The 26520-nt window shown below is 59.5% G+C and carries 17 protein-coding genes; 6 read left to right on the top strand and 11 right to left on the bottom strand.

Going from position 1 to position 26520, the window contains the following annotated elements; translation table 11 throughout:
• Nucleotides 1-30: 30 nt before the first annotated feature.
• The 7 genes from R3P93_RS18040 to R3P93_RS18070 form a co-directional block, all read right to left on the bottom strand.
• Nucleotides 31-507 carry a hypothetical protein gene (locus tag R3P93_RS18040; RefSeq protein ID WP_317533656.1) on the bottom strand — a complete coding sequence of 159 codons (477 nt, stop codon included), beginning with the start codon at nt 505-507 and terminating at the stop codon, nt 31-33.
• Entirely contained in the window at nt 504-2570 is a 2067-nt protein-coding gene (locus tag R3P93_RS18045; RefSeq protein ID WP_317533657.1) for an AAA family ATPase, read from the bottom strand. The genes R3P93_RS18040 and R3P93_RS18045 overlap by 4 nt, the downstream gene beginning before the upstream one ends.
• A gap of 189 nt (nt 2571-2759) precedes the next feature.
• Nucleotides 2760-4622 carry a DEAD/DEAH box helicase family protein gene (locus R3P93_RS18050; RefSeq protein WP_366236055.1) on the bottom strand — a complete coding sequence of 621 codons (1863 nt, stop codon included), beginning with the start codon at nt 4620-4622 and terminating at the stop codon, nt 2760-2762.
• A 446-nt stretch (nt 4623-5068) separates the two neighbouring features.
• Nucleotides 5069-7294 carry a hypothetical protein gene (locus R3P93_RS18055; RefSeq protein WP_394855332.1) on the bottom strand — a complete coding sequence of 742 codons (2226 nt, stop codon included), beginning with the start codon at nt 7292-7294 and terminating at the stop codon, nt 5069-5071.
• Between the two features lie 152 nt (nt 7295-7446).
• Nucleotides 7447-9135, bottom strand: coding sequence for a DEAD/DEAH box helicase (locus R3P93_RS18060; RefSeq protein ID WP_317533659.1), 1689 nt, complete (start codon nt 9133-9135; stop codon nt 7447-7449).
• Nucleotides 9136-9291: 156 nt separating this feature from the next.
• Nucleotides 9292-14028: an AAA domain-containing protein gene (locus R3P93_RS18065; protein ID WP_317533660.1), complete on the bottom strand. Its 4737-nt coding sequence runs from the start codon at nt 14026-14028 to the stop codon at nt 9292-9294.
• Nucleotides 14029-14419: 391 nt separating this feature from the next.
• Entirely contained in the window at nt 14420-15526 is a 1107-nt protein-coding gene (locus R3P93_RS18070; protein WP_317533661.1) for a sigma factor-like helix-turn-helix DNA-binding protein, read from the bottom strand.
• 686 nt (nt 15527-16212) lie between these two features.
• Between R3P93_RS18070 and R3P93_RS18075 the strand changes: the two genes are divergently transcribed.
• Complete coding sequence (locus R3P93_RS18075) at nt 16213-17058, top strand: hypothetical protein (protein WP_317533662.1); 846 nt, start codon at nt 16213-16215, stop codon at nt 17056-17058.
• A 61-nt stretch (nt 17059-17119) separates the two neighbouring features.
• A complete protein-coding gene (locus R3P93_RS18080) occupies nt 17120-18706 on the top strand; it encodes a hypothetical protein (RefSeq protein ID WP_317533663.1) in 1587 nt (528 codons plus the stop codon).
• 79 nt (nt 18707-18785) lie between these two features.
• Here R3P93_RS18080 and R3P93_RS18085 read toward each other — a convergent pair whose 3' ends face one another.
• The 4 genes from R3P93_RS18085 to R3P93_RS18100 are packed head-to-tail and all read right to left on the bottom strand — an operon-like array spanning nt 18786 to nt 23120.
• The gene (locus R3P93_RS18085; RefSeq protein ID WP_317533664.1) at nt 18786-19355 is read right to left on the bottom strand and encodes a hypothetical protein; all 570 of its coding nucleotides are present in this window, start codon (nt 19353-19355) and stop codon (nt 18786-18788) included.
• Nucleotides 19352-20296 carry a hypothetical protein gene (locus tag R3P93_RS18090; protein ID WP_317533665.1) on the bottom strand — a complete coding sequence of 315 codons (945 nt, stop codon included), beginning with the start codon at nt 20294-20296 and terminating at the stop codon, nt 19352-19354. Before R3P93_RS18090 ends, R3P93_RS18085 begins: the two co-directional genes overlap by 4 nt.
• A gap of 20 nt (nt 20297-20316) precedes the next feature.
• On the bottom strand, nt 20317-20673 hold the full coding sequence (locus tag R3P93_RS18095; RefSeq protein ID WP_317533666.1) for a hypothetical protein: 357 nt from the start codon (nt 20671-20673) through the stop codon (nt 20317-20319).
• The gene (locus tag R3P93_RS18100; RefSeq protein ID WP_317533667.1) at nt 20670-23120 is read right to left on the bottom strand and encodes an AAA family ATPase; all 2451 of its coding nucleotides are present in this window, start codon (nt 23118-23120) and stop codon (nt 20670-20672) included. Before R3P93_RS18100 ends, R3P93_RS18095 begins: the two co-directional genes overlap by 4 nt.
• Nucleotides 23121-23241: 121 nt before the next feature.
• On the opposite strand from R3P93_RS18100, the gene R3P93_RS18105 reads away from it, so the two are divergent.
• From R3P93_RS18105 to R3P93_RS18120, 4 genes are all read left to right on the top strand, one after another.
• Entirely contained in the window at nt 23242-24015 is a 774-nt protein-coding gene (locus R3P93_RS18105) for an 8-oxoguanine DNA glycosylase OGG fold protein (protein ID WP_317533668.1), read from the top strand.
• Between the two features lie 82 nt (nt 24016-24097).
• Nucleotides 24098-24544, top strand: a complete 447-nt coding sequence (locus tag R3P93_RS18110; protein ID WP_317533669.1) for a hypothetical protein — start codon at nt 24098-24100, stop codon at nt 24542-24544.
• 391 nt (nt 24545-24935) lie between these two features.
• Nucleotides 24936-26033, top strand: a complete 1098-nt coding sequence (locus R3P93_RS18115; RefSeq protein ID WP_317533670.1) for a serine hydrolase — start codon at nt 24936-24938, stop codon at nt 26031-26033.
• Nucleotides 26030-26503: an ArsR/SmtB family transcription factor gene (locus R3P93_RS18120; protein ID WP_317533671.1), complete on the top strand. Its 474-nt coding sequence runs from the start codon at nt 26030-26032 to the stop codon at nt 26501-26503. The genes R3P93_RS18115 and R3P93_RS18120 overlap by 4 nt, the downstream gene beginning before the upstream one ends.
• The last annotated feature ends 17 nt before the right edge of the window (nt 26504-26520 follow it).

A 26520-nucleotide genomic window follows, 5' to 3' on the forward strand; every position in this document is an offset into this window, starting at 1 on the left:
ATGCACATCTCTCGACGCCCCACCCACCACCTACGTTCCCGCGAGAAGGTCTTCTATGCTTGCCGGCCCAGCAATTTCTTCGCCCGACAAAGCCTCGTTCACCAATGAGCTCACCACTAAATCGACCGGGTGACTTCGCGTGTTCATCAGTTCCTGAATGTATTCCAGTCCACCGTGTACATACCGCTCAAATATCTCAACACGCTCTTGTAGGCGCGAGTTATCCAAGATCTCTGCATCGTCGACGCCCTCGCCTGCCATCCGTGAACGAATCGCAAGCATGGACACCAAGGCATCACTAAACGCAGGTACGGTCAGGGTCTCATATCGAATCGGGTCCCCAGCAGCCTCGCCGACCGGAGCGGATCGATCGGCCTTGAACCCAACACTAGCGGCAAATAGCAAGACATCACGCATGGTCGGAAAAAACGCTTCATGACGCATTTCTTGAATCAGCGCTTCGTACTGACGAGGCCGACGAACTCGTACATCAAAACTTGTTGTCATGATCCAATCTCCTCAAAAGTCGAAAAATTCGCTGAAGCTCCAGAGCGGATATAGCTATGATTCGAACCATCGATCTCGAGGTCCTCCGAGACGTCACGAGTCGAACTGGAGTTCATTACAACCACCCCTAGGTTACTCACGTGCGAGCGGAGCTCCTTGATCACGTCACCGAGCCCCTGGCTCTTACTCACCAACACCACCAGCTGAGGTGCCATGCGCGCCAGAGCCCGAGCGACCTCCTTCTGGTAGTTGCGATCCAGGGAACCGAATGCGGCATCCATCACGATCGGGTAGCTCCCGGAACCTTCAGACGAATCTCCCTCAGCTCTACCCTCGGTGGGAATCTGACGGGCTAGCTTCGACACAGCAGCGACAAACGAAACGCTCAGAATCTGATTCTCACCGGTCGACTTCGGAACCTCCATCTCCACGCCATCGACATCTTGGTACAACGTCAGCTCGAAGTCTGAACTCAGTCGGGGCGTGTATGGCTTAACAGATATTCCGCGAAATATGTCTTGAAGCTCTAGCTCCAATCGACGGCGCATCTCCGTCGATCGAATCTCTCGAATCTCTTCAAGCGCTTTCTGGACGCCCTGAACGAGATTTACCCGATCGCGGGCCTTACTCGCATGCTCATCCTTGAGCTCAGCTTGCGACAGCTGACTTTTGAGTGATTCCAGACCCGAGGAGAGATCCTGCATTCGGCTTCGTTCGACGGAACTGCCGCTGACACAACGTTCGATTCGGCGATCGAGATCGAGTCGCTTTGCCGACAGAGCTTTGACGTCCTCCAGTTCCGAGTCCGCAAGCTGGCCAGCTAGCTCCGAAACCCTCGCCTCGAGCCGACTCACGTTTTCTTCAGCGTCGTCTACCCGAATCGTCGCCTCTGCCATTGCAGATCGCAAAGCGTCGCGAGCAGCCTTCATTTCCGGCAACTTGCCATTGAGTTCTTGCCAAGCTGTCTCGACGGCTTGCAGGCCAGCCCGTTGCCGCCACTCCTCGACGCTAGAGCGGGAGGGGGATCCGATCTCGAGCGGCGCGCCGCAAATGCACTTGTCGTGCTTGAGAAGCTCGTCTACGAATTCGCGCTTCAAAGGAGCCGGCAGAGCTCCTTTGCGATACAGCGAAGAAGCAACTAGGGAGGTTGTTTCCACAATTTCGCCAGTGAACGCCAGAAATCCCCGGGTGGCGATCAATTGCCCAAGAGCTTCGCGTGCGGCCTCACGCTCCAACCTGAACCGTTCGAGTTCACCCTCTGCATTATTCCGTTCACGTTGCACGTGCGCTACGCTTTCGTGCTTGCTCAATACTTCGATGACGCTGTCACGTTCTGCCCTGTAGCTCTCGACTTCTTGATCAGCCGCTATAACCGCCGCCTCGTGTCGATCCAGCTGATCTTCCGCTTCGTCAATCTTCTGCTGAAGTTCGCTAGCGACCTCACCACCACGGTCTCTTACAGCCGCAGAGAGCTTTCGTGACACTTTGGGCAGGTGCTCGATTGCGCGTTCGACGTGTTTGATATTCAGCAAGGCCTTGATATCCTGCTGTATCTCAGCGTACGAACCTTTTTGCACCAGCTTCTCGATTCGTTCTCCGTTAAAGAAGAAAAATCTACTGATGCCTTCGGGAAGAATTGACGATACCATCTCCTGCGGGGCTCTCACCTCGCTTGACATTCCGGAGGCATCGATAATCGAGAGCGTTAGCTCCGGGTTCGACGATCCTGGCTGATCGTCTGATTCCTTAACCAAATCGGCGTGGCGCACCAAACGGTAGGCCCGTCCTCCGTGGTCGAAGCCGAGTTCAACCGCTACGGTCACGGCGGAGCCACTAGGCGCTGCTCTCCACACGGTGTCTGTTGCGAGCCTCTGCTGTACCTCAACGTCCTCGGACATCGACCCATATAAGGCCCATGTGAACGCATTTAGAAGCGTCGTCTTTCCTGAGCCATTGGCGCCGAAAAAGAGGCTGACCGGCTTCTCTACCGTCGAACTGAGATTGAGCCTCTGCAAACCTTTGAACTGCCGAAAGTTCTTCAGTTCGATATATTGCAACTTCATGGAATTATCTCCTTCACTGCAAGCAGTATCTCATCGGTAGGCTGCGCGGCGCGTAAATGCAACTTGGATCGCTCTATTTCCAGAACACGCTTTGCGAGCTTTCTCTCCACTGAACTTAACTCCTGCAGCACTTCCTGCTCGGTGCGATTCGACATGTTGCAATCACCCTTCCTGTGAGATAGATCGACATCAAAGATCCATCAACCGATACTGCATCTTGATCGGGCGGAGAACTTCAAGAGTTTCGTGATAGTTCTCCGATATTTTGGCGAACTCATTTACACGTGCCAATTCACGGACCATCAAATTACGTTCGACCGTGAAATCTATCGGCGTTCCCGCAGGCGGGGTCGCGATGTAATCGTAGATTGTTGCTCGCGTCTTTCCTTCCGCGCGCCTTAAAAGCCTTCCCCGTCTCTGTATGAATTGCCGAGGGTTAGTACTGCTAGCCAGCAGATATCCAATTTTGGCGTCAGGAATGTCGACGCCCTCGTCCAGACACCTCATCGCCACCAGTACCCGCAAATCGTCACCACCGCTGAATCGCTCGATGAGTTCCGCACGCAACCGACGGGGCGTTTCCGACGTGTAGGTGTGCGCATGTAGACCCATCTCGCCTCCCACCATAGACATAACCTCGCTGATCTGCCGCTGTCCGGTGCCCTCGTCGTCGTCCATATCTCGAGGCGACGAACCCTCAGCACAGTAAATCAGCTGAAACCACTCATTCCGCATGTCGTCCACATCTTGGTGCAAAGCCTCGATTTTCCCTAGAGCGTGCCCTAGAACGGCTGACCTCTTTCGCAGTAGTGCGCCGAGCGGCGAACTAGTGTCAACCGAATCCGTCGACTGACCGGCCCGCAACATTCTTCCGATTTTCGTCGTAATTTCGGCATAAAAACTGTATTCTTCCGGCCTCAATTCGACCAGCCGCGGATGGTAGACGTACGGACAGAGAGCTTTCAGCTCATATATTGCCTTCTCAATGCCGAGCTCGTAAGCGACTGGACCAAAGTAATCGAGAAGACCTTCGGTACCTTCGTCGTCGAACCACCGCTCAGGCGTGGCAGACAACGCAAGTCTGTAGGCTGCGTTCTCCGGCAATAGCTTCCGATATGTAGCCGATCCAAGGTTGTGCGCTTCGTCGGCCACGAGCATGAGCGGAATATCGATTCTCGACAAAATCGATTGGAATTTAGCGCCGGAGAACGAAGCGTTCGTGGCGACCAATACGACAACTTGCCGACGCCCAAGGCGAGCAGAGGCGAGCCGTCGTTCTACCACCGGCAGCCAGGTATTGCTACTTTCGTAGACCCCTACGGCATCGACCCCAAACAGCTGAACGTCGTCGATCCACTGATCGACAAGCGCCTGCAGCGGGGCCACAATCAGCAGCACTAGCGGACGCTCTTTTTGATTTTCGACATTTGCAACCTGCGCGGCGGCGAAGAGAGCAGTCTTGGTCTTACCAGTGCCGGTGGCCATCTTCAACGTTCCTCGCCCCCTCTGACGAAGCCAGGCGACCATTGCATCCTTCTGATACTGCCGAGGTTGAAGACTGGCAGGCGGGCGTAAAGTTCCGGCAGAACCATCGGGGTCAGTCACCTCCGCGGTAGTCCCGGCAATAAGTGCGCTCACGCCCCTCTCCCTCGCAATTTCAACCAGGCGTTCTTTCGCTACAGCCGGGAAGTCCACGACTGTCAGATTCTCGGTCTCGTTGTTCCACAAACCGTCGAAATCAGCTTCTAGTCGAAGCGCACGCGTTCCGTCTCCGGGAATCCACCCGCGATAAACTTCCACCGACTCGAAGTTGTTGACCAATCCGCCAATTGTCTCGTTGGAGCTTCCCGTGAATGCGACAAGATCGCCAAAACGGTCACGCACTATGCCAATCTTTTCGTGGTACAGACCGATTGGAAACTGGCCGTCTACGAACGCGAGTTTGAGATCAAGGCGCTTCTGGGCAATCAGCGTCCCAATCACACTCAAACCGTCTAGTAGATCCGAACTGAGCTCATTGGTCATTTCGCGCTGAAGACTTCGCTCGATCACCAACCGCCGATCGTACCCGCGAGTAATATCTTCGACGTCGTCCGGACTGAGATGCGGGGATGCAATTATCCGTATACGACCCCCGCCGCCGACTATTGAGTCGATTCCTGACGCAAGTAGTTGCAGACTGGCAGAAGTGAAGTAACCCACTGCGCGGCTGTACGAAACCGCGTTGCATAGAAGGGGTATGTAGAAGTCCGCCACTACCCGCTTACTGTCGCTCCTGTAGCGAGATTCGATTTCAATCGAGCGGAAACCGTCACTGTTCTTGCCGCGGTCCATTCAAAAAGCCCCGGTACGATTACAGCTACGCGAAGCTGTAGCACTGGAAAATCTTGACGGCACAGTGCCGCACTTTATACCACTTATCGATGCCGAATTAGAGTTGATCATTGCACGTAGTACCTCTTCCTGTGCCGCAGCGGCCCGCGTTTGCGCCGTGTGGCTCACAGCAAGTCCAATATGTCGTCAACCGACGGTGGTATACCTTCGGACCTGCGTGTCGTTGATGGCTCCAGTTCCAAGCAATCTCGCGACTTTAGGAGTAATTCTGCTACATCGCTATCACCGCGGTCTGTATACGCGCCGATGATACTGCTGACGGGAACGTCAGGAGCCAAGCCGATCGCGGACGCCACAGCAGTTCGTACGCTTATTCCGTTCCGGTCCTCGGGTGAACCAATCAGCGCCAGCACATCGGAGAGTGGGTCTCCAGTTAGTTTTTTTATAGGTTCGACATTGAATGACGCGTCATCGTTGATAACCAGGAAAGCGTCAGTCCCCTCGGCCACATGAGGTTCGAGCAGAAATCGGCGAATAGTACCAAATGTCGGTTGTATACCCATCCAGGAGGCGGCTTGGGGCCCCAGCCGGGACGAAAGCTGAACTGTCTCGCCATGGGCGATATCGAGAATGCCCGCTATCGCCCTAGGGGCGACCGAACCACTTCCTCTGTGGTGTTCTTTAGTGATGACCACGCGATAGGCCCACCCGTTGTCGCGCCGCATCAGACGGCGCGTCTCGTGCGGACGCTTCCTGACCTCTGGATCCCCCTCGGCAAGTCTCACTACGCCCGCCCGTTGCTCGAACGGTGCAGAGGATGCATATGCGGAGACACTGGAAGCGCTTACGCTGAATTTTCCAGAAATCTCATGGATGAGGTCCGCCAACTTGACCTGGCCGTTGTTCTTCGATATTTGCTCTATTATCAGCGAACGGATATTTGTGTATTTCTGCAATCCCCACTCTCGCAGAGCCCAAAGATCGCGATCAACACGATTAAACCTGCTGTCGAGCGCAAGGGCGTTACGAAGCGACGAGGCGCTTCGTGGGTGGATGAACCGATCCACCAGCTCTTGCGCGCTCAGCGCTTCCCTATGCAGTGACAGAATTGCTGCCGCGTAGTCGTTAACCGAGCTGGTCCGAGTTAACACATATTCATCTTCAACGACGTACCCGCAATACGTTAGCCAGGCGCGAGTCGTGACGTCACCTGACTCCCCGTCACAGCCAAGACCCGCTCCGGCAGCCTGGAGGCCAGCTACCCCGTAGTCGTCAACGATGGTCACAAGGTGGCTGCCTGTTGCTTCACGGACCGACGCAACGTCCGGCACTGCGCACCATCCATCCCTGACCTCAACTGCCCTGCTGAGACGCTCAAGAACCCGCCAAGCAGGCACGTTAATTCCGGGTACGGACTCGCCAAGTGCAGGCAAGAGTTGCACGATGTCGTCCATTGAGCGGACCAGACCGATCAAACCTACCCATGCATTTACAGAATCCTTCAAGAGCTCGTTTTCGGACAGCACGTCACCCAGAATGGAGCGGGCCTTCACCTCGATCTGTCGCATACGTTCCCTCGTCACCGCGAACCTACGCCCCAACGAATCAAGCGTCTCGGCTTCATCAGCAAAAACACGGCTGCAAAGCACTGCAATGGACCTGTCGTCCATTTGCGCAAGCTCGTCGCTTATTATTGATGCAAGTGTGCGAGAAGTCTGCGACGAGGCTATATCGGACACACGAATAGATTGAATACGCCTGTAAGCATCGATGATCCACTCAGGGGCCCAACTCGGCATCGCACCATTGCGTAGCGGTTCCAGATCCGAGAGACCAACTGAGTAGAACCAGCGGGAGAGCAGGGTCAGGTCGTTAGTGATAGAGCTAGCCCAACCAGACGGCAGTTGTTCAACTTGCGGCGGAATATGCGCAGTACTTCCGGGGACGACATCCACCTGGCCCGGGACCGCGTGAGCCAACGATGTGTCGGCCAATCTAAATATAATATCGGCTACAGTTGTCAGACCAACATTTCGCCAATCCAGGATTGTAGATAGTTCGAGCCCGCGAACATCATCAGTAGTCACCACGCCGTTACGGGCGAACACGTTTGCTGCGCGCGGCGTCAAACCGATGCTAGCCACGTCAAGTCCGCTAGGGAGAGCCGGGAACAATGCCCCAACAGTCCAGCTCCATTGCTTTTTCATCGCGAGCGAACTGATTTCACGGAGTCGTTCCTCCCGCGCATCCGTCCCCTCTTCTTCCACAGGACGAACCGACCACGCCGTCTCAAGACGGCCGGGGGGCTGGCCTAGCCATGGGAAGACATCAACCCAGCTCTGCGACTCCCCGGCACCGGGTTCCGCGTCGAGAACATCGTTGTCCATCAACCAGGCCCTTCACTCTGTTTTTTCGTACTGACAGGTCTAATCGCCGCAAGGCTGCCGACTGTTTCACCGCGCTCATAATTCTGCAGCCCGAACATGCTGCCACCTGCGCAGTAACTAGAAACCACGGAAGACCAGCTCTCGGTGCAGACGCGTCACCCGGAATCCCTCGCAGATGTAAACTTCGCCGTTGCCTCGATCGCTCTCTGTCGCAAATGCGCTACAGCATCAGCCGTGACACCGCACAGCTTCGACACCTGCACCACCGTTCGAGGTGGCTGGCCAGCTAAACCGAAAAGTTCGACAATCATGTGGGCCTCATCTGCAGGCAACGTCGCGGCATACCGCAGCATCACATCGATCTCACCAGATGTACCGATCGGCTCTGGCGCGTCCGTTGGCACAGCGGTCAAACTTGACGGGGCGGCAGGCGAGACCGTGGCTCTATGCTCTTGGCCTCGGGATTCAGATACTTCAGCAGCGGCAACAGGCTCGTTGGACGTCGGCTGCTTGGAGGGAACGCGCACCGGTACCGGGCTGGGTTCGACGGGTCGCGTCAACCATTCCGTCAGTAGCGCCGGGGCTTGTGCGATCGGAACATCCACTTGCTCGTCGGCAATGTCGAGCAGCTGCTCCAAGAACGCCTCGTGCGCGCCAAGCGAAGGATCTTCCATGGTCCCCGGCACGTACATGATCACGAATGCCGCTGCCCGGTCTCCGGGCTTGAGCCGCAGTATCCGGCCCATACGCTGAATCATCTGCCGACGGGAGCTGCTGCTGGCGATGATGACGCCGACATCGACGGCGGGCACGTCGATTCCCTCGTCCAACACCCTGGGTGCGACTAGGTTTGTCAGGGCTCCGCTGCGGAACTGTTGCAGCACGCGGGTTCTGGCCAGTCGATCGAGGCCGCTCGAATAGGCACTGGACTGCACGCCGTGCTCACGCAGAACGGCCGAGCCGGCCTCGGCCGACGCCTTGGTCTCGGAGAACACGATCGACCGATCCGACTTCGCCAATGCCGGTGCCAACGTCCCGAGCGCCTGAATCTTGCCCTGACAGTCCGCCAGCAACGACCGTCGCTTGCTGAATGCCGATAGGTACCGGCTGGCGAGTCGCCCTTCCGGAAGATCTCGTTGTTCCGCCAGCTTCGTCACGGTCTTCATGAACTCGCCGAAAGGCGATGCGACACAATCGTATTTAGTGATGAGACTCGTGCGCGCATCTCGTGCGATCGCATCGTGTTCCTCGAACTTGGTACGTTCTTCTGGCGTGAACTCGATGGCAACCGTCATCACGCGGACGGGAGCAAGGACGTTGTCTCTCCGCCCACGGGCAAAGTCGCATCCTGCGATAGTCGTTCGAAAGTACGGGAGGATGTGCGTGTCCACACCTTCGTCCTGACGCTCCAGCGTGGCCGTCAAACCGAGGCGATGGTCGAACCTATCGGTGAACACCCTGGCGAACCCATCGGTGCCATAGCGGTGGACTTCGTCCGCGATCATCAAGGCACCGGGACGCGGCTGAGGGGCACCCTTCATGATGGCCGACTGAATGGTGGTGATCAGAACGCTGCTATGCCGAAAGTCATCCCGATGCCCGTTCCCCCGCCTACCGACCGATACCGACGGAAGCTGCTGTTTGACCTCCGAGTGCCACTGCTCGAGGAGGTCGATGGTCGGCACAACGACAAGGACCTGCTGGTTCAGGCTCCGCGCCGATACGATCGCGGCGACACCGACACGCGTTTTACCAGTGCCGGTGACCGCTTCGACGATAGCGCGATTGCCAGCCCCTCGCCAGGCCTCGAATGCTTCCTTTTGCCAAGCCCTCAATTCCGTCATGATGCCGCGTCCTCGGGTCGTACCCATTCGGCAACGCCATTGCGTCGATGTCTACGCACGAGCTTCTTTGTGAGCTCCAAGTCAGCGAGCAGTTGCTGAGCAGCGATCGGGGTCATGCCTGTGATCAACGAGCACCGCCGCAGCGTCAGTGGCGCGTCAGTCCCGCGCCGCAGCTACCGCGATCACGCGCCCCGTCGACAACGAGGCTGCGGGCAGCGATGCCAATGCCGCCTGCACCGCGGCAGGGAGCGTTTCGATACCGACCCCCGTTGTAGCCGCGGCAGCAGGTGCTGTCGAAACGACGGGCTTTTTCGACGGTGCCCGTTTCGGCATGACTGCCGGCGAAGGACGCTTGGTTACCGGCACGCGCTTGACCGGGGCGGACCGCCGCGGGGTCGAGTATCGAGAGTCGACCCGAATCTCGCGCGACCCGTCGAACTTCGGCGGTCGTGTCTCCCCCGGCTCGAGCTCGACGACCTGAACGGCACTCGAACGGACGGGATATTTTTCCTCGATCACCGTAGGCAACGGCGCGACCACGGTATCCACAACCGGAGCAGGAGTCATCGGCTCCTCGTCAGGAGGGGCGTCCTCGTTGGAATTCGCGCTCAGTACAACCGGCTTCCAATTCGCATCCCGGCCAGCGTCGGCAATCTCAACTTCACCTGGAAGAATTCCGACCGCGTCCAGAATTTCGATGATCGGGGCGAGTGCAGTGTCAACGTCGACGACGACCTGGGACGCACGCACTCTTCCGAACGTCCACCCACACCGCTTCAAATCCATTTCTCGGCGAAGGCGCTCGACAACAACGTCTCTCGAACGCTCGCGGTCGTCATCGCACTCGATCGCGACCTTCGATGCGACACCGGTGACCACCAGATCCAGGACGAGTTCGTTGATCTCGATCGCAGAATTGACGTGGTATCCGCGATCGCGCAGGGCGACGAATACCCTTTGCGCCGTCATCGATACGAAATCACTGTGGAGGGCTTCCTCGTCGACAACCTGTGGCATCTCCGGAACCGGGACGGTCGGGGCAGCTTGAACGTAGGAGATCAACGACGTTCGCAGATCCGACGGCGAGAGATCCTCTGCTCGAACAGAATGGAACAACCACAACTGATCGCGCGCGCGGCTTGCAGCGACATTGAAACGCCGCTGCCACATCTCGTTGGTCAACGCATTGCTCGACGATCCCGCGCCGACGACCATAGACACGAACATGACGTCTCGCTCATCTCCCTGAAAATCGGGAGGTGTTCCCACTCGAAGACGCAAACTGTCCCTTTGCTCGGCAGGAACCGCCTCTGTGATCAGTGAGCGAATCAACTCGACCTGCGCACGGCTCTGCAAAACGACGACTCCGAAAGTCATCCCGTCGTAGTCAGGATCGGAGATGCACTCGCACAGTCTTTCAACGAGGCGAAGCGCTTCGACCTCGTTGATCAAGGTCGCGCTCGCCCCCGTGGTTTCTGCGCCGTCGACGTAGGTCGACATGAGCGGTTGCAGGCGCTCCGCTCCGAACTGTCGAACCGGAATCAACGGAGTGTCTCGATAGAACTGCTGCGACGACCATTCAATGATCTCCGGCATGGACCGGAAGTGCTCACGTAGCCGTACACGCTGGTTGTACCGGCTCCGGAGAAGCGAGAACAGGCTTGAGCGAGGGCTGAAATTGTTACGGATGTGCATCGGTAGATCGCCGAGGTGAGAGTCCAGACGCTCGAAGACAGTGTCGTCGGAGACCTGCTGTATTCGATCCGGTGCGCACTGCTTATCGTCGCCCACCACGATCACCCGCGGTGCGAGCCACATCAGGAACAGACTACTGATGTCCGCCTGACTCGCTTCGTCGACAATCACGACGTCGAAGACGTTCTGCTGCGCGGGAATCGAAGACAGAACCTGCCCGATCGGCATGATCCACGCCGGCACAGCACTCTGCGCTTCCTGCATGGCTGCCCGTGCTGAGGCTCGGTAACGCTGTGCGATTTTGGTATTGCCAACACCGATGTTGCTGATGCTCTCCTGGTAGGTGTGGAGCGCCTGCATCTCCCGTGACGTCATGCGCTGCAGACACTCTCGCCATGCTTTTTCGGCCGCCAGTGTCCCCGTGAGCTGCGAAATCTCTCTATCTACTTCGTCGTAGAGATCGTCCAAGTTCGATGCCTCGGGACGGATGAGATGCTGTTCAACGTGCTGGTTCACCCACCTCCACGCCCATGCGTCCTCGAAGCCGTCAGCAACAGCCACCCAGTCGGTAACGCGGTCGCTCGTGATCAGATGACGAAGTGTCGGTGCTGCTGCATCGAGATCCCGCAGCAATATGTCCATCGACAACTGTTGCTGCTGTTCGACGGTCGCGCGTGCGTATCCACGGACCGCGGCGTCGAATGCCTCGCGGTCGGCGGTGCGGAGCGCATCCGAGAGTGCGAGCGCTTCTGTGCTGTTCGCCCCACCGGTAGCAGCTTCGAAGCTATCGGCGACCCTCACGAGCCGCTCCAGCGCGTCGCGTGCATTGGCGCCTGCCAGCGCCTTCTCGATATCCGACAGCAGCCCTTCCACTGCGTCGAGCGTTCGTAGTGCCACCCGGTCTTCGAGCTCATCCGAGATTTTTGCAATCCGCTCGACGAGATCCTGCACCAGCGCCACGTTGCGCACGGCAGCGTCCACCTCGTTGATACGCGCCGCGCGACTCTCTCGGCCCGGAAGGCGAATACCGATGTCCGCCAATAACGATGCGGCCTCGTCTACCGAACGAAGCGCACGAATATGTTCTGCAACAAGGCGGTACGCATGGCCTCCTTGCGCCGGAACGCCATCGACTGTGGCCGTTATGGCCAGTTCGTCGACCGCGGTCTGCTCCTTCGGCGTCCGCAACCACCGAAGGGTGTCGAACCGTCCTTCTGTGTAGAGACGCGCGGCGGCGTCGTACGTCTCCAGAGCAACGAGATCGGCTCTGTCGACGACCACATTCGCTGTACCGACCAATGCGTCGGCGGATTTCGCATCGTCGAGCAGGGTTGACGCCTCTCGTGCCCTCGTCCACAGGTAACCGAGCGAACCGGACAACACACCGTCCAGCACGACACGGAGGTCCCCATCCAGCTGCGTGTAGCGCGCAAGAACCTGACGAGACAATGCTGCCAGTCGGCGCAGTTCCGCCGTCGGGACATCAGCGAGTGCAGATACCGAAGCCCGACTGCTTGCAGTGTCGCACAGTCGAGTGACCACGGTCTTGCTCGGTAGCTCTGTGGACAGGTCCGGAAAAGACTGTTCTCGGCGGTCCGCTGCATGAAGCTCGCTCTCGACGAGCACCTTTGCGAGCTCAGCAAATTGCGCCGAGGCGATGGGCGGCGACTCTGTATAGAGCGGACCCGGCACCCAGGCCAGCTCTGCGGCCGACGCAGCAAGCTGCAAGGCCACTCCCGACAGGGTTCCCTCGTAGTGCGAGCCGAAATTCTGAACCTCGGACTCTTCGGACCTCGTAGACGTCAGCGCTTCTTCCAGGGTGTATTTCTTGTTGATCGCTCGGTAACGCTCCCCGGCGATTCTTTCGATCTTTCGGTCCGCCTGAGTGATCTCGAAGTCCACAAGCCGGCCAGCGATGACCGACACACTGTGGTCGAGTTCTTCCGATCCGCCCTTGGCAAGGTCGGTGATCGACACACACAAATCTTGCAGTTCCGACGGCAACTTGTCCCGTAGCACTCGCAATGCCTGCGACTTCTCACTCGTGACAAGAACTCGCTGACCTTGAGCAAGCAACGCGGACATCAGATTTGCGATGGTGTGGGTCTTTCCCGTTCCGGGCGGCCCTTCGACAACCACACCGGTGTCGAGTGAAAGTTTCTGCATGATGCTGGACTGCGCGCTGTTCGCGGCAAGTGGAAAAAGAACGTCTGGCGTCAGCTCTGAGGTGGGACGCGCCAGCCAGTCCAGCCGGTCTGTGGACTCGATGCTTTCAACGAGCTGTTGGAGTCCCAACGGAACGTCGGCACCGTCGTTCAACGCTGTGATCATGGCGTCGTAGTAGGAGACGAGCGCGAAGCCGGTTCGACGACGAAGCACTAGCGCAGGTGACTCACGGAGCGTCCCGCGACGCGCGGCTGGTGGAACATGATGGTCGGCGACGTACGTGATGCTGGAGATGGCCGAATTCGACCACTCCTTCAGAATGGTGGATGCAGAGCGTGCGACCGGCGAGCCCGCGATGTCGCCGAGTTTCTGTGCAAGGGATGCTGCAGACGCGGTGTGTAGACCTTTCAGCCCGAGCAGCAGTTGTCGGTCTTCGAGCCGAGGGCTACTTCCAGCCGTCAGCTTGACCAGCAGATCCCCGGTGTCCTCGTCCCGAATGACCTCGACCTGTTGAGTCACCAGGTGGGAATCGATAGGCACTCCGGATACTGTGGCCGATAGGAGTCCTGACGCCAAAACGACTTCGACCGTCTCAGGCTGTGTGTGCGACTCTTCTCGCATTCGATCGACCGACAGATACAACTCCGCCAAGGGACGCTTCTTTACGTCGTCGGTCGCCCACGTCTGCCATTCGGTAAGCCACGACCGAAACAGCACGGACTCGGCTGTACCGGCTCCGCGCGCGAGTGTCGGCGGTTCGACGGCACGGTCGACCGGACCCTGCACCGAATCGACGAGCTGTTCGGGTAGTTGCGGGGGCGGTTCGACACTGACTCGCACAACCCTGACGACCACGTCGCCTGCCGTTGCGTTGGCATTGACCTGGACGTCGCGGTCCCGTCGATAGAGCCACTCGAGCCGAGTCGTCGGCCCATAGGCTCGGACCGGTTTGGACTGAGCCGAGACCGTCTCGCGCAAGAACTCGAGCAATCGACGGACTCTTCCGCCGACCTCATCGCTGTGAACGGTCACCGCACTCCTCACTCGAACCTTGTACCGACAATCTAGCGGCAGAATCGGACAAACGTGACGGGCGGTCGGTTGGGTGGTGCCGATCTGCTGCACGAGGTTACGCACACCGGCGACGCTGAACCTGGGTCGGGCACGGCTACTCGGATTTCGACGCGGATCGCCTGGTGGGCTCAGTATGCGATCAGAGAGTTGGCAGGAAGACCGAAGTTCATTCCCCACTCAGTATGCAATCTCCCACAGCACCTGGTCATTCCATTGTTTCAACGGCCCTACGTGTGAAATCACGAAAACCAGTGGGTGCCCTTGTGGGACGAAATTCGCAGGCGCACCGCTAGTCTCCTACCATCGACTTTGCAAGAATAGGCGGGTGACAGTCGTCGCGTGGCTATAGTTATGTTTTTTTATACACCGCAATTTGCCTGCCAGAGCCGTCGTAGACGAGCCAAAAAGCCCATCCGTTTCGCAAAGGATTGATGCTTGGACTGTAGTAAGCCACAACAGCTTTGGCGGCACCACTTGGAGTCGCGAAGTCACGACCTGCCAGTGGACCGTCCAAAATAGCCACCGCGCCGATAGTCGGATACAACCGCGCCTTTGTCTTGATACCCTTGTAAACCGAGTATATTGCCACGGAGTCCTCAGTGACCACCGCTGGCGTCATGGCATCTTGCGTTTGAGACGGGGCCGGACGGAGCAAGTCTAAAAGTTCCTGCAGGTCGTCGCATTCACTTTGGAAACTGCTCACCGCGGACGCATCACTGGGTTGCTCTACTGGTTCGGACGTCGAGCCGCCGGTGCTTTGCGCTGAGTCGCCGCAAGCGATCTCCGAGACAACATCGGGCTCCGAGATCGTGGTTGCAGATGCCTTGTCGGGATTGATCGGCACGGACCGAAGGTGATCGTCAACCCTTGCCTCCGGGTCCGGCTCGAGCAGATGGCCGTAAGATTGCGTCAAATCGTCGATCGGAGGCAGCACACCGAGCGTCGACAGTTGGCGCGTGATTTTCCCGAGCGCACGTTCCTCGATGATGCGAATCCTATTGAGGCTCAGCTTTGTCGTCTTTGCCAGCTCCTCGTGCGTCCGCGGAGCGTCACCGCCGATGCCAAACCTTGCGCGGATTAGCCCTACTTCCGCGGGTTCAAGCTGATTCAGCGCACTAAGTACGTCGTCCAAGCTTCTACTGTCTTGTGCTCTCGAAAGCAACAACCGGAATGACTTCGCTGTGAGGGGTTTAAAACTTTCAATCTGTAATTGTGATGCCTCGACGGGTCTCGACAAGTCGGTACTGCTCACTTGCAGCTGTCTTGTCAGCTTAGTCTCGTTGATTCTCAGCTGTCTTGCTAGCTTAGCCGCGTCGATTCGGTGCCTTAATCGATCGTGTTGCGCTGTCGTCAGCAACGGGTTATCCCGCTTGAGGACGTCTGACGCGTCTGCAATCAACCCGGCGTCGATCAGCGCGGTAATCTTGTCAACGCGAGCTTGCTGGCGGTCAACCATGGCTCAGCGCACCGGCCGATTAAGCAACTCATCTGCACAGCCGTAACCGCGCGTAGCGCCTATCGCAACGCAGGACCAACGCGTCTGGTTTCCAAGCGAGGTTGCGATCTGCGGACCGAAGACTGTGGTCGACTCATGGCTGCTGCTGGGTAGAACCTGAAGCAAACCGAACTCCCTTCCAACTTTCTCGGTTCCCAACCTGTGTCCAGACTCGCACACGTAAACATCATTCCGCAGCCGGAAACGCACCGAGGCCGTTGCAGCACCCACTGCTTGCGCGATTGCACCTCCTCGCATGGTCGCAGTAGAAGCCTGCGCGGAATGTATTCTGCCCGTCGAGAATCGACTGGATCAACGCTCTGTTCGAGGTGCGCAGTTCTCCAAGGTTCGCGCGGTCTCCTCGCCCTCGGCCAGCACCGCGTCGAATATCTCCACTGACGCCTAAGCACCACATTGCTCACCCACTGCCCTTCCGTGCCGTCGAATCGTCGCGGTGAACCGATAACGACGATTGCACACGACACCGATGCCCGCAGCAGTTCGATTGGTAGTTCCCGTGCAGGTACCCGAGGACACGAACATCCGTCGAACTATGCGCACTGCCTGCGGGCGACAGGTCGCAGCTGGTAGAACCGAGGCATGGCCTCTGCTCAGGAATTACCTAACTCAATGTCCGAGGAGGCCCCTTGATCATCCCCCCGGATCCGATGCAGCTCTTCGACGGGCAGCGTGCGTTCATTGCATTCGGCGCTCCGTGGAAGGACGCCGTCATCGCCCTCATGGATCCGAGGTGCGGTTACGACCCGTGGAATTACGACGACGGGATGTCTCCGGGTGATGTGCTGATCACCGTGATAGACACACAGCCGCGGGTGTTCGGCTGCATCGAGCTCATCGGATGGGATTCTGCGACAGACCGGTTCACCGTCGCCGACACATGGAACCTCGTCACCCTGCCAGCGGTACCCGCGTGGCTGTCCCTGCCGACGCATCCGGGGCCCCTCGATCACGACACCGGCAGCTATCTCTTGGAGATTCTGGGGACTCAGCGATGGGGCGGACGGCTGTACGAAGCCGGAATCGAATCAGCCAACACATCCGAGGCCGCACGCATCATGATGAACAGCGGCGGACAATGCACGCACTGCGACGAAAACATCGGGCTGGCACGCAGCGACGCACGCGAACGCATTCACACCTACGTCTGTGAAGCCAATTCACATGTGGGCGATCACTATTCGGACTGGTCAGCGGCGCTGTGCACGAACTGCTACGTAAAGATGAGCGCCGGCGGATTCACAAACTATCTGGACTTCCGGTTCTCCGCGAACCCGCCGTGCCCACGGTGTTCGTTTCGCCGGTCGGTCGGCTACGTCTCGCGACCCTATGCCGATGATCTGCCGGCAACGGAATCACCATGGGAGTTCTACAGCGAACCTCATCGGCAGTGGGACAATCGTGGGTATTGGTTGTGCCACCACTGCCACTTCGTTTTCGGTGAATCGCCCGAGATCGGTGACAGATTCTTCTGACCGGCGTTCGCGTCGTAGCCCTCCGATACGGTGCATGTGTGACAAGAACGAGGATAGCTGCGTGACGGACATCAGCGGCGCGCAGTACTTCTACTACGCCTCGTACGACGGCGACCACACCGTGACGGTCGCTCGTGTGAGCGACGCCGACTTCGACACGTACCAACGCTACGACGTCGAGCGCTCGGCTTGGATCATCGACGACGAGATCAACATCGAAAACGAAGACGAAGACGAAGACTGGAATTCCGTGACGGTCGACGAAGCAGACTCGTTGACCGAACGGCGAGCGTTCGGGCTCGACGGCACTCCCCCTGGCGATCCTGGCTATACGGCGGCCGTCGACCTCGATCTGCCTGTCGCCGAGTTCGACGAATCCGCGCTCCAGTCAATACGCGCGAGCGCCCCCAATCTTGTTGACGCACGGGTGCGTTCAGGCAGCACCGGGCAAGCCCAGATCGTTGTAGACATCCCACACACCGGGTGGTTCGCCGCCGGGTCGGCCGGCGTCGCTGTCGCTCGCCACATCGAAGTGCACTGGCCGATCCTGGCGGTACAGATCTGCCGGACCGACCTGTGGAACGACGGCGAGCAAGTGGTCCATTGGTTGGCACCGGACTTTGCGGAGGTACTCGACAGCCGTGCCGACGACTGCGTCCTCACGCTCGAGGTCGTGCCCAACCCCTGGGCCGGTCGGGATTTGGATCGCTACTCGTTGCCCGGGGAGACCTCGTACCTGACGTCGACGGGAAGCGGCAGTGCTCAGCTGAACATTCCCAGGGTGAGCAGAAACTGCGTCGATGAGGCGGAGATGTCCTCCAAGACCGCGCACCTCCTGAGTAACGGGTTCTCCATTGCCCGCATCCGAGTGAGTCGCGCACGATTCTACCGCCACGAATATCCTGTAAGCGGATCGTTTCCGGCTACCGCACCTCCATCGGAAACAGTTTCCCCTGGTTGGCATTTCGGTTCATTCATGTCGTCCGAGCGATTCGTCGTCATCACTGACCTCGAACACGATTTCACCGGTTGGGCGATAGAGGTCACGCAGGACGACGACGTGAACATGGCACCGATCTCGGCAAAGATTCTGTATCGCAACGACAGCGAGGATCTCAACCTCCACCCCCAGGGAGAGATGCTCCACGGCTTTGCCGCATCCGTCGAGCCCGGCGCTCAACTGATTGCGTTCGTCACCGCGTCCGGAGCGCGCATCGAGGTCGATACATGGAACTACATGACCGAGTGGCTGACCGAGTCCCTCGCGGATCAACCGTGCGCACTGATCATCGACCTCGGGCCGAGTGACTACATCCCTAGCGAAGACGACGAGAACGACGTGGTGTGCGTCCAGTTGATCGTCATGGCCGACGACGTGTTCATGGTCCGGCGCTCGCGAGTGGAACTCGGACACCTGATGTTCGCCGACTACTCCACGGACTACGTCGAGCTCGATCGGTGGTACCTCGCCCCTCATTTCGACGACTGCACCGACGGATACCTGTTCACCAAAGATCGACGTCTGGCGGCGGAAACCTGCGTCACCTGGTTCCGAGACAACCAGGGAGCTATTGAGCCCAGCGCCATCGGCTGCGAGTACCGCTACCCCGACGAACTGCTTCCCAGTGATGATTCGACTGAGTCCTGAACCACAGACTTCGCGCGCTTGTCATCTCGCAGTCAACGAGAACCGTCAGTTCGCACCCGTCAGCTGACGAAAAACAGAATCAACCCCCCAGCATGAACAAGGCCTTGTCGACATCACGCGCGAGCCACGTAATGTTCTGCGCTGCAAGCTGAGTTCTGATGTCTTCCACGATCTGCATGTAGCGTCGATACTGCCCGCGACTCGCTGTTGTTCTCACGCCAAGACCCTTCAGCGCCGCAACGGCCCGCCTGTCGAAAACAGCCATGCGCTCCGGTGCCGCAGCGAGGATCAGAGCCGACGCCAACGCGTCGCCGGAGGAGAAGCCGGGCAAGTCACTCAGAGCGCTGCGAGCCTCACCCGCTGCAACCACGGTATCGTCCGCGTCGTTGTTTGCTGCGACGTACATTGCCCCAGTTGCTCGTCTAACCACGGTGTCCGGCGTTCTGTTCAATGCCATGACCCACGGGGTATCGGCCCGCAAACGCTTCCAGAACAGCAAAGCTCCGATGTCTGCTTTGCCCAGGCTCTTTGCGTCCTCAACCCGGGCCACCACGTCGAACAGGACCTCGTCGTAGGCTTCGGACGCCGCCGCGTCGTAGGCAACATGCGCGTCGACAAGGCGTCGAAGCCCGTTGGCTTCGAGAATCATTGCTGATGCACCGGTGCCAACTCCTGAACGAATCGACCTGAGTCTTCGTACATGCACCCGACCCCATGCTCCGTGAGCAGAGCGAGCAAATCATCGACCGGCTTGTCAGGAAGCAACATTGAGACCGCCGGTTTCGAATCGATGTGCCTTCGATAGTCGAGTAGCTGCCCCAACGCCATTCGGACAGCCTCTCGTGAGCTAGATGCCTTGGCCTCGTAAAGAACATTGTCCGTGTGGTCAAAAATGTCTGCAAGAAGCGAGCGCGCGCCATCATCGACCTTCATCTGATAGCTACTCACGTCCGAGTTCCGCTTGACCAGCGTGGCCGCGAATCTATGCATCATTTCGCTCTCGGCACGCCGCGCACGGTAAGAAGAGAAGCTCTCGACGTAATACTCCTTGATCCGGTTTTCCTCCAACGGAATACGTCTTGATGAGGGCTGGCCGGGAGCACTTCTGCGTCCGCCGAGCCAAGGGTTGTCGGTGGCGCGGCCCAAGTCTTCGATGTGCCTCGCCCACAGCTCGGCCAGTACGGACGCCGACGGCTCTTTGATCAGCCGACCTGAGTTCAATACTGGGAACTTGAAGTCGGTCAGAGCAGATTGCACTTCTTCGACTGGTAGGCGGTCTTCGTCGGCAAGCATCACGTCCCAGCTGACGTCGACGTACTTTGCTTCGCGGCCGCTGTCGCCCCAGTGCTCGCCAGGGAAAATGCCGTCCGAGATGAGCTCACCGGCCGCTACAACGCCACGATTTGCGCCTGTGCGCAGCATGAAAAGACGATCCCCTACCAGGGGATCGCCATAGCCTTGGCCGAAGCTCCAGAAATCCGGATAAGTGAGACCCGCAGCGGTTTCTTCGATCATCTCCTCGCGAACAGAAGGATCGAGGCCTTCGTCACTTCCGTTCCACAGTACGAAAAAGCTCTTGTTCATTTCCATACCATCTCCTTTGGTCGCATTCATTCACCGTTCAAGAGCACAGCAACCACTTCGCACAGGTGCCGCACTTCCGCCACCGTGGGTGCCAATTCGTACGCATGGTGGTGGCAGGCATTGCTCAGCCTGTTCCACGCCACCGACGCGGCGTCCGCGCGTTCCGTGGTGTCCAACGACCTCAAAATCACCAGCCGCGATCGCATGCTCGGTCGCTCGATGTCCACGCCCAACGCCACGCAACGCTCGATTACCAACTCCTCCAACGCCTGGCGGGCGAGGAACGCGGCTAGACGCGCGGATCCGCCTGCAGCACCATGATTTCCGTCGAGCAGCAGTTCGGCATTTCTCAACACAACCGCCGGCGACGTTGCAGCAGTCATTCGGCGAGAATCCCGTCGACCATCTTCTTCAGGTCGTTGACCACTTCCCAGGTGATCGGGCGATCCGAACCGTTGTGAGTGCCGGCATTCGCGATGTGGAGCGTTGGGAAGCGTTCGGTGCGGAACCCGAGCCACTGCGATAGGTCACGTTCGGAATCCTGGTGCACGGCCAGAGCAATCTTGTTGCGCGTCTTGTGCACTGCCGACCACCGCTTCTCGGTCACCATCCGAGACTCCCCCGCCCGGTGTTGCTTTGCGTAGAACACCTGCTGCGCGGCCGATTCCAGAGCCAATCGGAACAAGCCGGGTGCAACTCGCCGCTTGACGTCCTCGGGCACATTCTCGTCCAACACCAATGCCCGCACATCGTTGAAATAGCGGGTCGCTTGATTCTGAGTCTCGGAAACGCTGATGTTGGAACCTGGTTCGCGCATGACCTCGACGAGCCGAGCGTCGACCGCGAGTTGCCTGATCGCAGTGGCCAATCGGTCGTCGTGCGAGAACACGATGACCTGCCTGGTCTTCGCGAGCGTCGACAGCACCTTGATGAAGCCATCGATCTTCGCCGGATCCATCGCCTGGATCGGGTCGTCCAGCACGATGAATCGAAACGGACTGTTCGGCGTAGTCGCTCTCGGTATGAACAGCGCCAATGCCAACGCATGCAGCTCGCCCTGACTCATCACCGACAGTGCCTCGGACTCCACGCCGTCGACCGAGCCGGTCATCACCACTCGCCTGCTGGTGTTGTGGCCCACCAAGTTGATCGCACCGATGTCGACATTGCTTTCCTGGCGCAACTCCGCCCAGATATCGCGCGCCTGCTCGGCAATCGGAGCAAGCCGCTGATCCCTCAATTGCTTGGCATGCGAGGCAATCCACTTCTTGGCCGTGTCGACGTTCTTGACGGCCTCATCCGCCTCTCGCGCCGCGGATTCGAGAGTGGCCCACGCGGCCAGACGTCCAGCAATCGGTGCCCATGTGTCCTCACGCTGAGCCGCCGCTTCCGTGGCCTCGGTGCGCAGTGCCTCAGCAGACTCGATAACCGCGGGGATCGTCGTAGCCAAGTGATCCGCCACACCGGAAGAACTCGACGGTTGCTCTCGCACGACGGCGACGGACTTTCGATACTCGGACAAGGAAGGCAAGTCGACGCCCTCCACTGCGGTGGCGTCGGCGATTCCGTTCCCCAGTTCGACTGCGGCACGTTGTGCTTGGTCGAGTCGGCGGCGGCTGTGCTTGTAGGCGGCCAGTTTCTGGCTCTGCTCGGCAAGCTGCGCCCGCGAGTGCTCGGCCCACGCATCGTCGAGCGTCCCCGTCGCGCAGACCGGGCACTCGATAGTGCCCGTCTCACTGTGCAGTCGCAGGGCCGCATCGAGCAGATCGTTGCGCTGCTCCACCGCCGACAGTGCCTCATCAGCCGAATCCGCGGTATCGGCCGCAGCTGCCCGGAGCTCGGCCACCACCTCGTCGACACGCTGCTGCGTCGGGGCGCTCAGCGCTGTGAGCCGCTTCAAACCGATAAGCGCGGGCGATGCCGATGCGTTGGCTCCGGTGGCGAGCGCCAGCACCGCGTCGAGATCCGCAACCCGCTTCTTGACAAGGTCTGCAGCAGTTTTCGCACGATCGTCCGACGCATCCGACAACGAGGTCTTGAGCTGGCGCAGGCTTTCCGCTGCTCGTTGCCGGGGCCCCTTGATCTCCTTGAGTACCGCTACCAGTCGCTTCTCGGCATCGGTGATCTCGTCGAGTCCGAGGAGTTTGGCCAGGGCGTCGTGCAGGGTGGACGGCGTCGCGTCGAACAGTCCGCCGATTTCGTCGTAGGACAGGATCGGGCGATGTAATTCGACGGCAGACTTCCAGCCGAGTGCGTCGGTACCGTTGCTGCGCTTCTGCTTTCCCACCTGAGTCCAGGTGGAGCATCCCTTCAGCGCGGCATCTGAAGTCCAGTCGACACCGACGACCGTCGGTTCGGATCCTTCGATCGTGAGCCCAACCCGTACTTCACACGGGTCTCCCTGGTGCAGATTGCGCCATGTATCAGCCCACAGCTTGGCCTTGTTCTCCCAGCGGTAACTCGAACCGGTGATCGCGAATTCGAGGGCCTCGGCAAAGCTCGACTTGCCCGATCCGTTGCGGCCACTGACGATCGTGATGCCCGGCGCGGGGTGTAGCTCCAGCGCCGCTTTGGGCCCGATACCGCGGAATCCCGCGACAGTGATCGAGGTCAAAAACGCACCGACCGGCTCTTCGACGAGCTGGCTACCCGACGGCTCCGGAACGTGCGGGGTCGAGATGCCGTCGAGTAGCTCTTGCAGTGCTGTCGGCCCTTCCAGGGCTGCAAGAACGAAGTACTTTGCCTCGTCGGACAAGTCATTGTCCGCGTCGATGGCGTCGATCACCAAGTCGACGAGTGGCCTGTCGACAGCATTGTCGGCAACGGTCACCGGCACTCCCCTGTTCGTTCTGATGGCTAACCAGACCCCACAGTTCCATATGGGACCGACAGTTCGCAGGGACTTCGGAAACGCCACGGAGTGTGTCGGTACCCGATGCTTCGATGGCGGTATGTCACGACTCGACGAGGGGTTCCCGCCTCCCACGGCCTGTGTGCAGTGGTGTCAGCACCGCAGCTACGACCTGCATGTCCTCGACGACGGTGTGGAGGTGGACCTGGATTGGTGGAACGGCCACCTCGACCGGGCAGGTCATGACCTCCGGCTACGCGGCCGCAACCTCGACGGAGAAATCGTCGAGTACGGTGGCGCAACTGTGCAGCGCAACGATCTTCGGATCGGAACCGATCTGGCTGTAGGCGAACATGATTCGCTGGGACTGCTGTTTCTCTGCGCGGCCTGGCAGGGCAGTCACCGGCATCGCAGAGCGATGCGGCGATTCCCCGACGTCATGAATCCGCACCTCAGCCGTCCCGACGAGAACCCCGTCGCCAAGACTCTGGCTGTGCTCGACAGCTGCGTCCGCAACCGCGTAGTGCCCGAACATCCGAACTCGACCTGGTCCGGCTGGCCCGACGCACCGGGCGTCGGAATGTCCTTGATGGCCACGTTCCTGTGGGCGGTGAAGGCGTCGGTCTACGGCGGCCCGGCGCAGCTGATCGACCAATACGGAGTCTCGACACTTATCCACGAAGGGTGGCTCGAAGATCCGTCCGTCACCGGATTCACTCGTCGCCGCTACGACCGCTACGTCGAACTCATCACCCACTGGGCCACCGACATCGGCACCAGCCCCGAGCTCGTCGAAATGTGGCTCGTGCAGCGCTGGAGCGCCCGACTGAACGAAGCACGGAACGGTCGCTACACCGCGCCCACCTTGTTCTGAACGGTCGAGTACCCACGCACCCCAGACCGACTTCCGCCCGCTCGTGACGACGCCCCGGCCGGCAAGCGGCCATGATGTAGCGATGAGCATGCAGCTGCACGGGCGACTCGGTCAGGTGCATCCCAGATGGTTCACCACGGCATTCTGGGTGATCCTCGTGGTGTCCACGTATTGGTTGGTCTTCCACTCGGATTGGCAATGGTGGCTTCTGCTCGCCGCATTCGGCGGAGCGGCCAACTACTGCTGGTGGCGGATGCGACGGCCGCAAAAGCTGCGCACACTGTGGGCACTGGCCTGTGGCCTGATCGCTACTGCCGCCCTGCTTTCCGCCGGGTGGGCACTGCTGACTCCTTTCTCGGTGTCCACTGAAAGCGTAGGAAACAACCGAGTCGTGTGCGGCTCGATCGTCAACAGGGTCCAAGACGACGACCTCCGCGAAACCGACGGCACGTCGGGAGAACTCATCGTGCGGGATCGACCGATCCCACAGAGCGAGTTCGTACGCGTATGTGCCAACAATGCGGACTAACGCACGAGCGACGTAGTGGGGGCTACCGTCATCGGGCTGTTGTTCGCCGTTCGCGCGACCGGCCACCTCGTTCGGCGAGCGGACAGCACGACAGACGAGGCGACACAGTCGTTCAGGTCGTGAATCGTTCACGGCGTCCTCGGCAGCCTCACTTTCCTCACCCGACTGGCATCGACAATCGGTACGACATCTCGCGCGAAAGCATTACTTACGGAGAGTATTTCGACAACACGACACCGGCAGACGTGGCTGCGGGTGCTACCGCGCCATCCCCACCGATGCACTGTCGGAACTGACAGGCATTGGATGGACATCAGAAGCGGGGTTGTCAGGACACTCGACCACCTTCTACAGTTATCCGTAATTACGGAATAACAGATAGGAGAGCTCGATGCGACGCTCGATCTGGATCTCGACGACCTGCGCGGCCGTGCTGTTGGTAGGCGGATGCGCCACCGCCGCCGACTCGAGTGCCGCCACTCCAACGCCGGAGAACTGCGCTCCCGTCACCTCGACGGACCTCGCCACCGAGGACGGGTGGATCGGGCTCATCGATCAAGCACCCGACACCGTCAGCCTTGTCATCGACGACGGTCGCGGCCGAACCGTCGAACATCGGGCCGACGAGGAACAGGTGCTCGCATCGGCGATCAAAGTGGTGCATCTCGCCGCCTACGCCCAGGCAGTCGCGGACGGCACCATCGACCCGAACGAGCAAGTGCCGCTCATCGATTGGGAACGCTGGTACGTACCCGGTACCGACGCCGGCGCACATCCGGCCGCCTTGGACAGGTTGGGCATAGCGAACGACGGTATTGCAGCCACAGATACCGCGGCCACGGTACGCATCGACGACATGGTCACGGCCATGATCCAGGAGAGCGACAATTCGGTTCCCGACTATCTCCGGTATCGACTCGGCGACCAAGCGATCATGGATGCCGCCGCCACCGGAGGGTGGGAGAACTTCCAGGTACCGAGTCTGGTGACCGACATTCTGTCGCTGTACGACCCGGCCCTCGCCGACGGTGACCGATGGGAGACCGCGCAGAGGTGGGCGTTCGACCCACAGTTCCGGTCCCAGGTCAGCGCAGCCATCCAACCCTCGACCTACGAGGAACAAGCCGACCGAGTGCAGAGCACCTTTCGCGGCGCCTCGGCAGAACAACTCAACGGCATGTATCGCGCCTTCACCGACGGCACCTTCGGCGATGCGTCCGACACCGTTGTGCGCCAATTGGAATGGCAGCCCGCAGGCGACGGTGTTCTCGGGGTCGGCTTCAAGGGCGGCAGCCTCGCCGGCGTTCTGACCCAGGGATTCGAGCTGCGCCGCAACGACGGAACGGTCGCCACCGCAGTGTGGCTGATCGATGGCCTCCCCGCCGACAGATTCGAACAGGCCATGACCCAATTCGGCGTACAGCAGCAACTCATCGTCGAGGCGATGTTCTCGCCCGAGGTACTCGACCGGATAGCCTGCGTGGTGTGAGCGCAGAGTTCGAGTCGAGACTGGCAGAGTTGGAGGCGCGCGTCGCCGAGCTGGAACGACGCGACGCTCCCGAACAGCTCGATGCCGCCCCGTCGACGGGCGGCCTGATCGCCTACCAAGGCGACGTCCATCTGCACGGCACGGTCCGCTGGGACATCGGCTACTCTCCCGACGCCATCGTGGAGTTACCCGTTCCGTCGGCATCAGAAGTGCTTGCTGCTCTGGGACATCCGGTGCGGTTGCAGATCGTACGGACACTGCTGCGCGGCTCGGCGAACGCGGCGGATCTGCACGCGGCGGTGGGAGTGGGCTCGTCCGGTCAGATCTATCACCATCTCAAGACGCTCAGTTCGGCGAACATCGTGGAGCAGCACGGCCGAGGAGACTATCGAATCGCCGCCAAACGAGTTGTGCCACTACTTGTCTCGATGCTCGCTGCCGCGGATATCGCTGGCGATCTGGGTACCTGACCCCGTCGCGCAACCGT

The organism is Rhodococcus cerastii (genome assembly GCF_033042195.1).
Classification (GTDB): Bacteria; Actinomycetota; Actinomycetes; order Mycobacteriales; family Mycobacteriaceae; genus Rhodococcoides.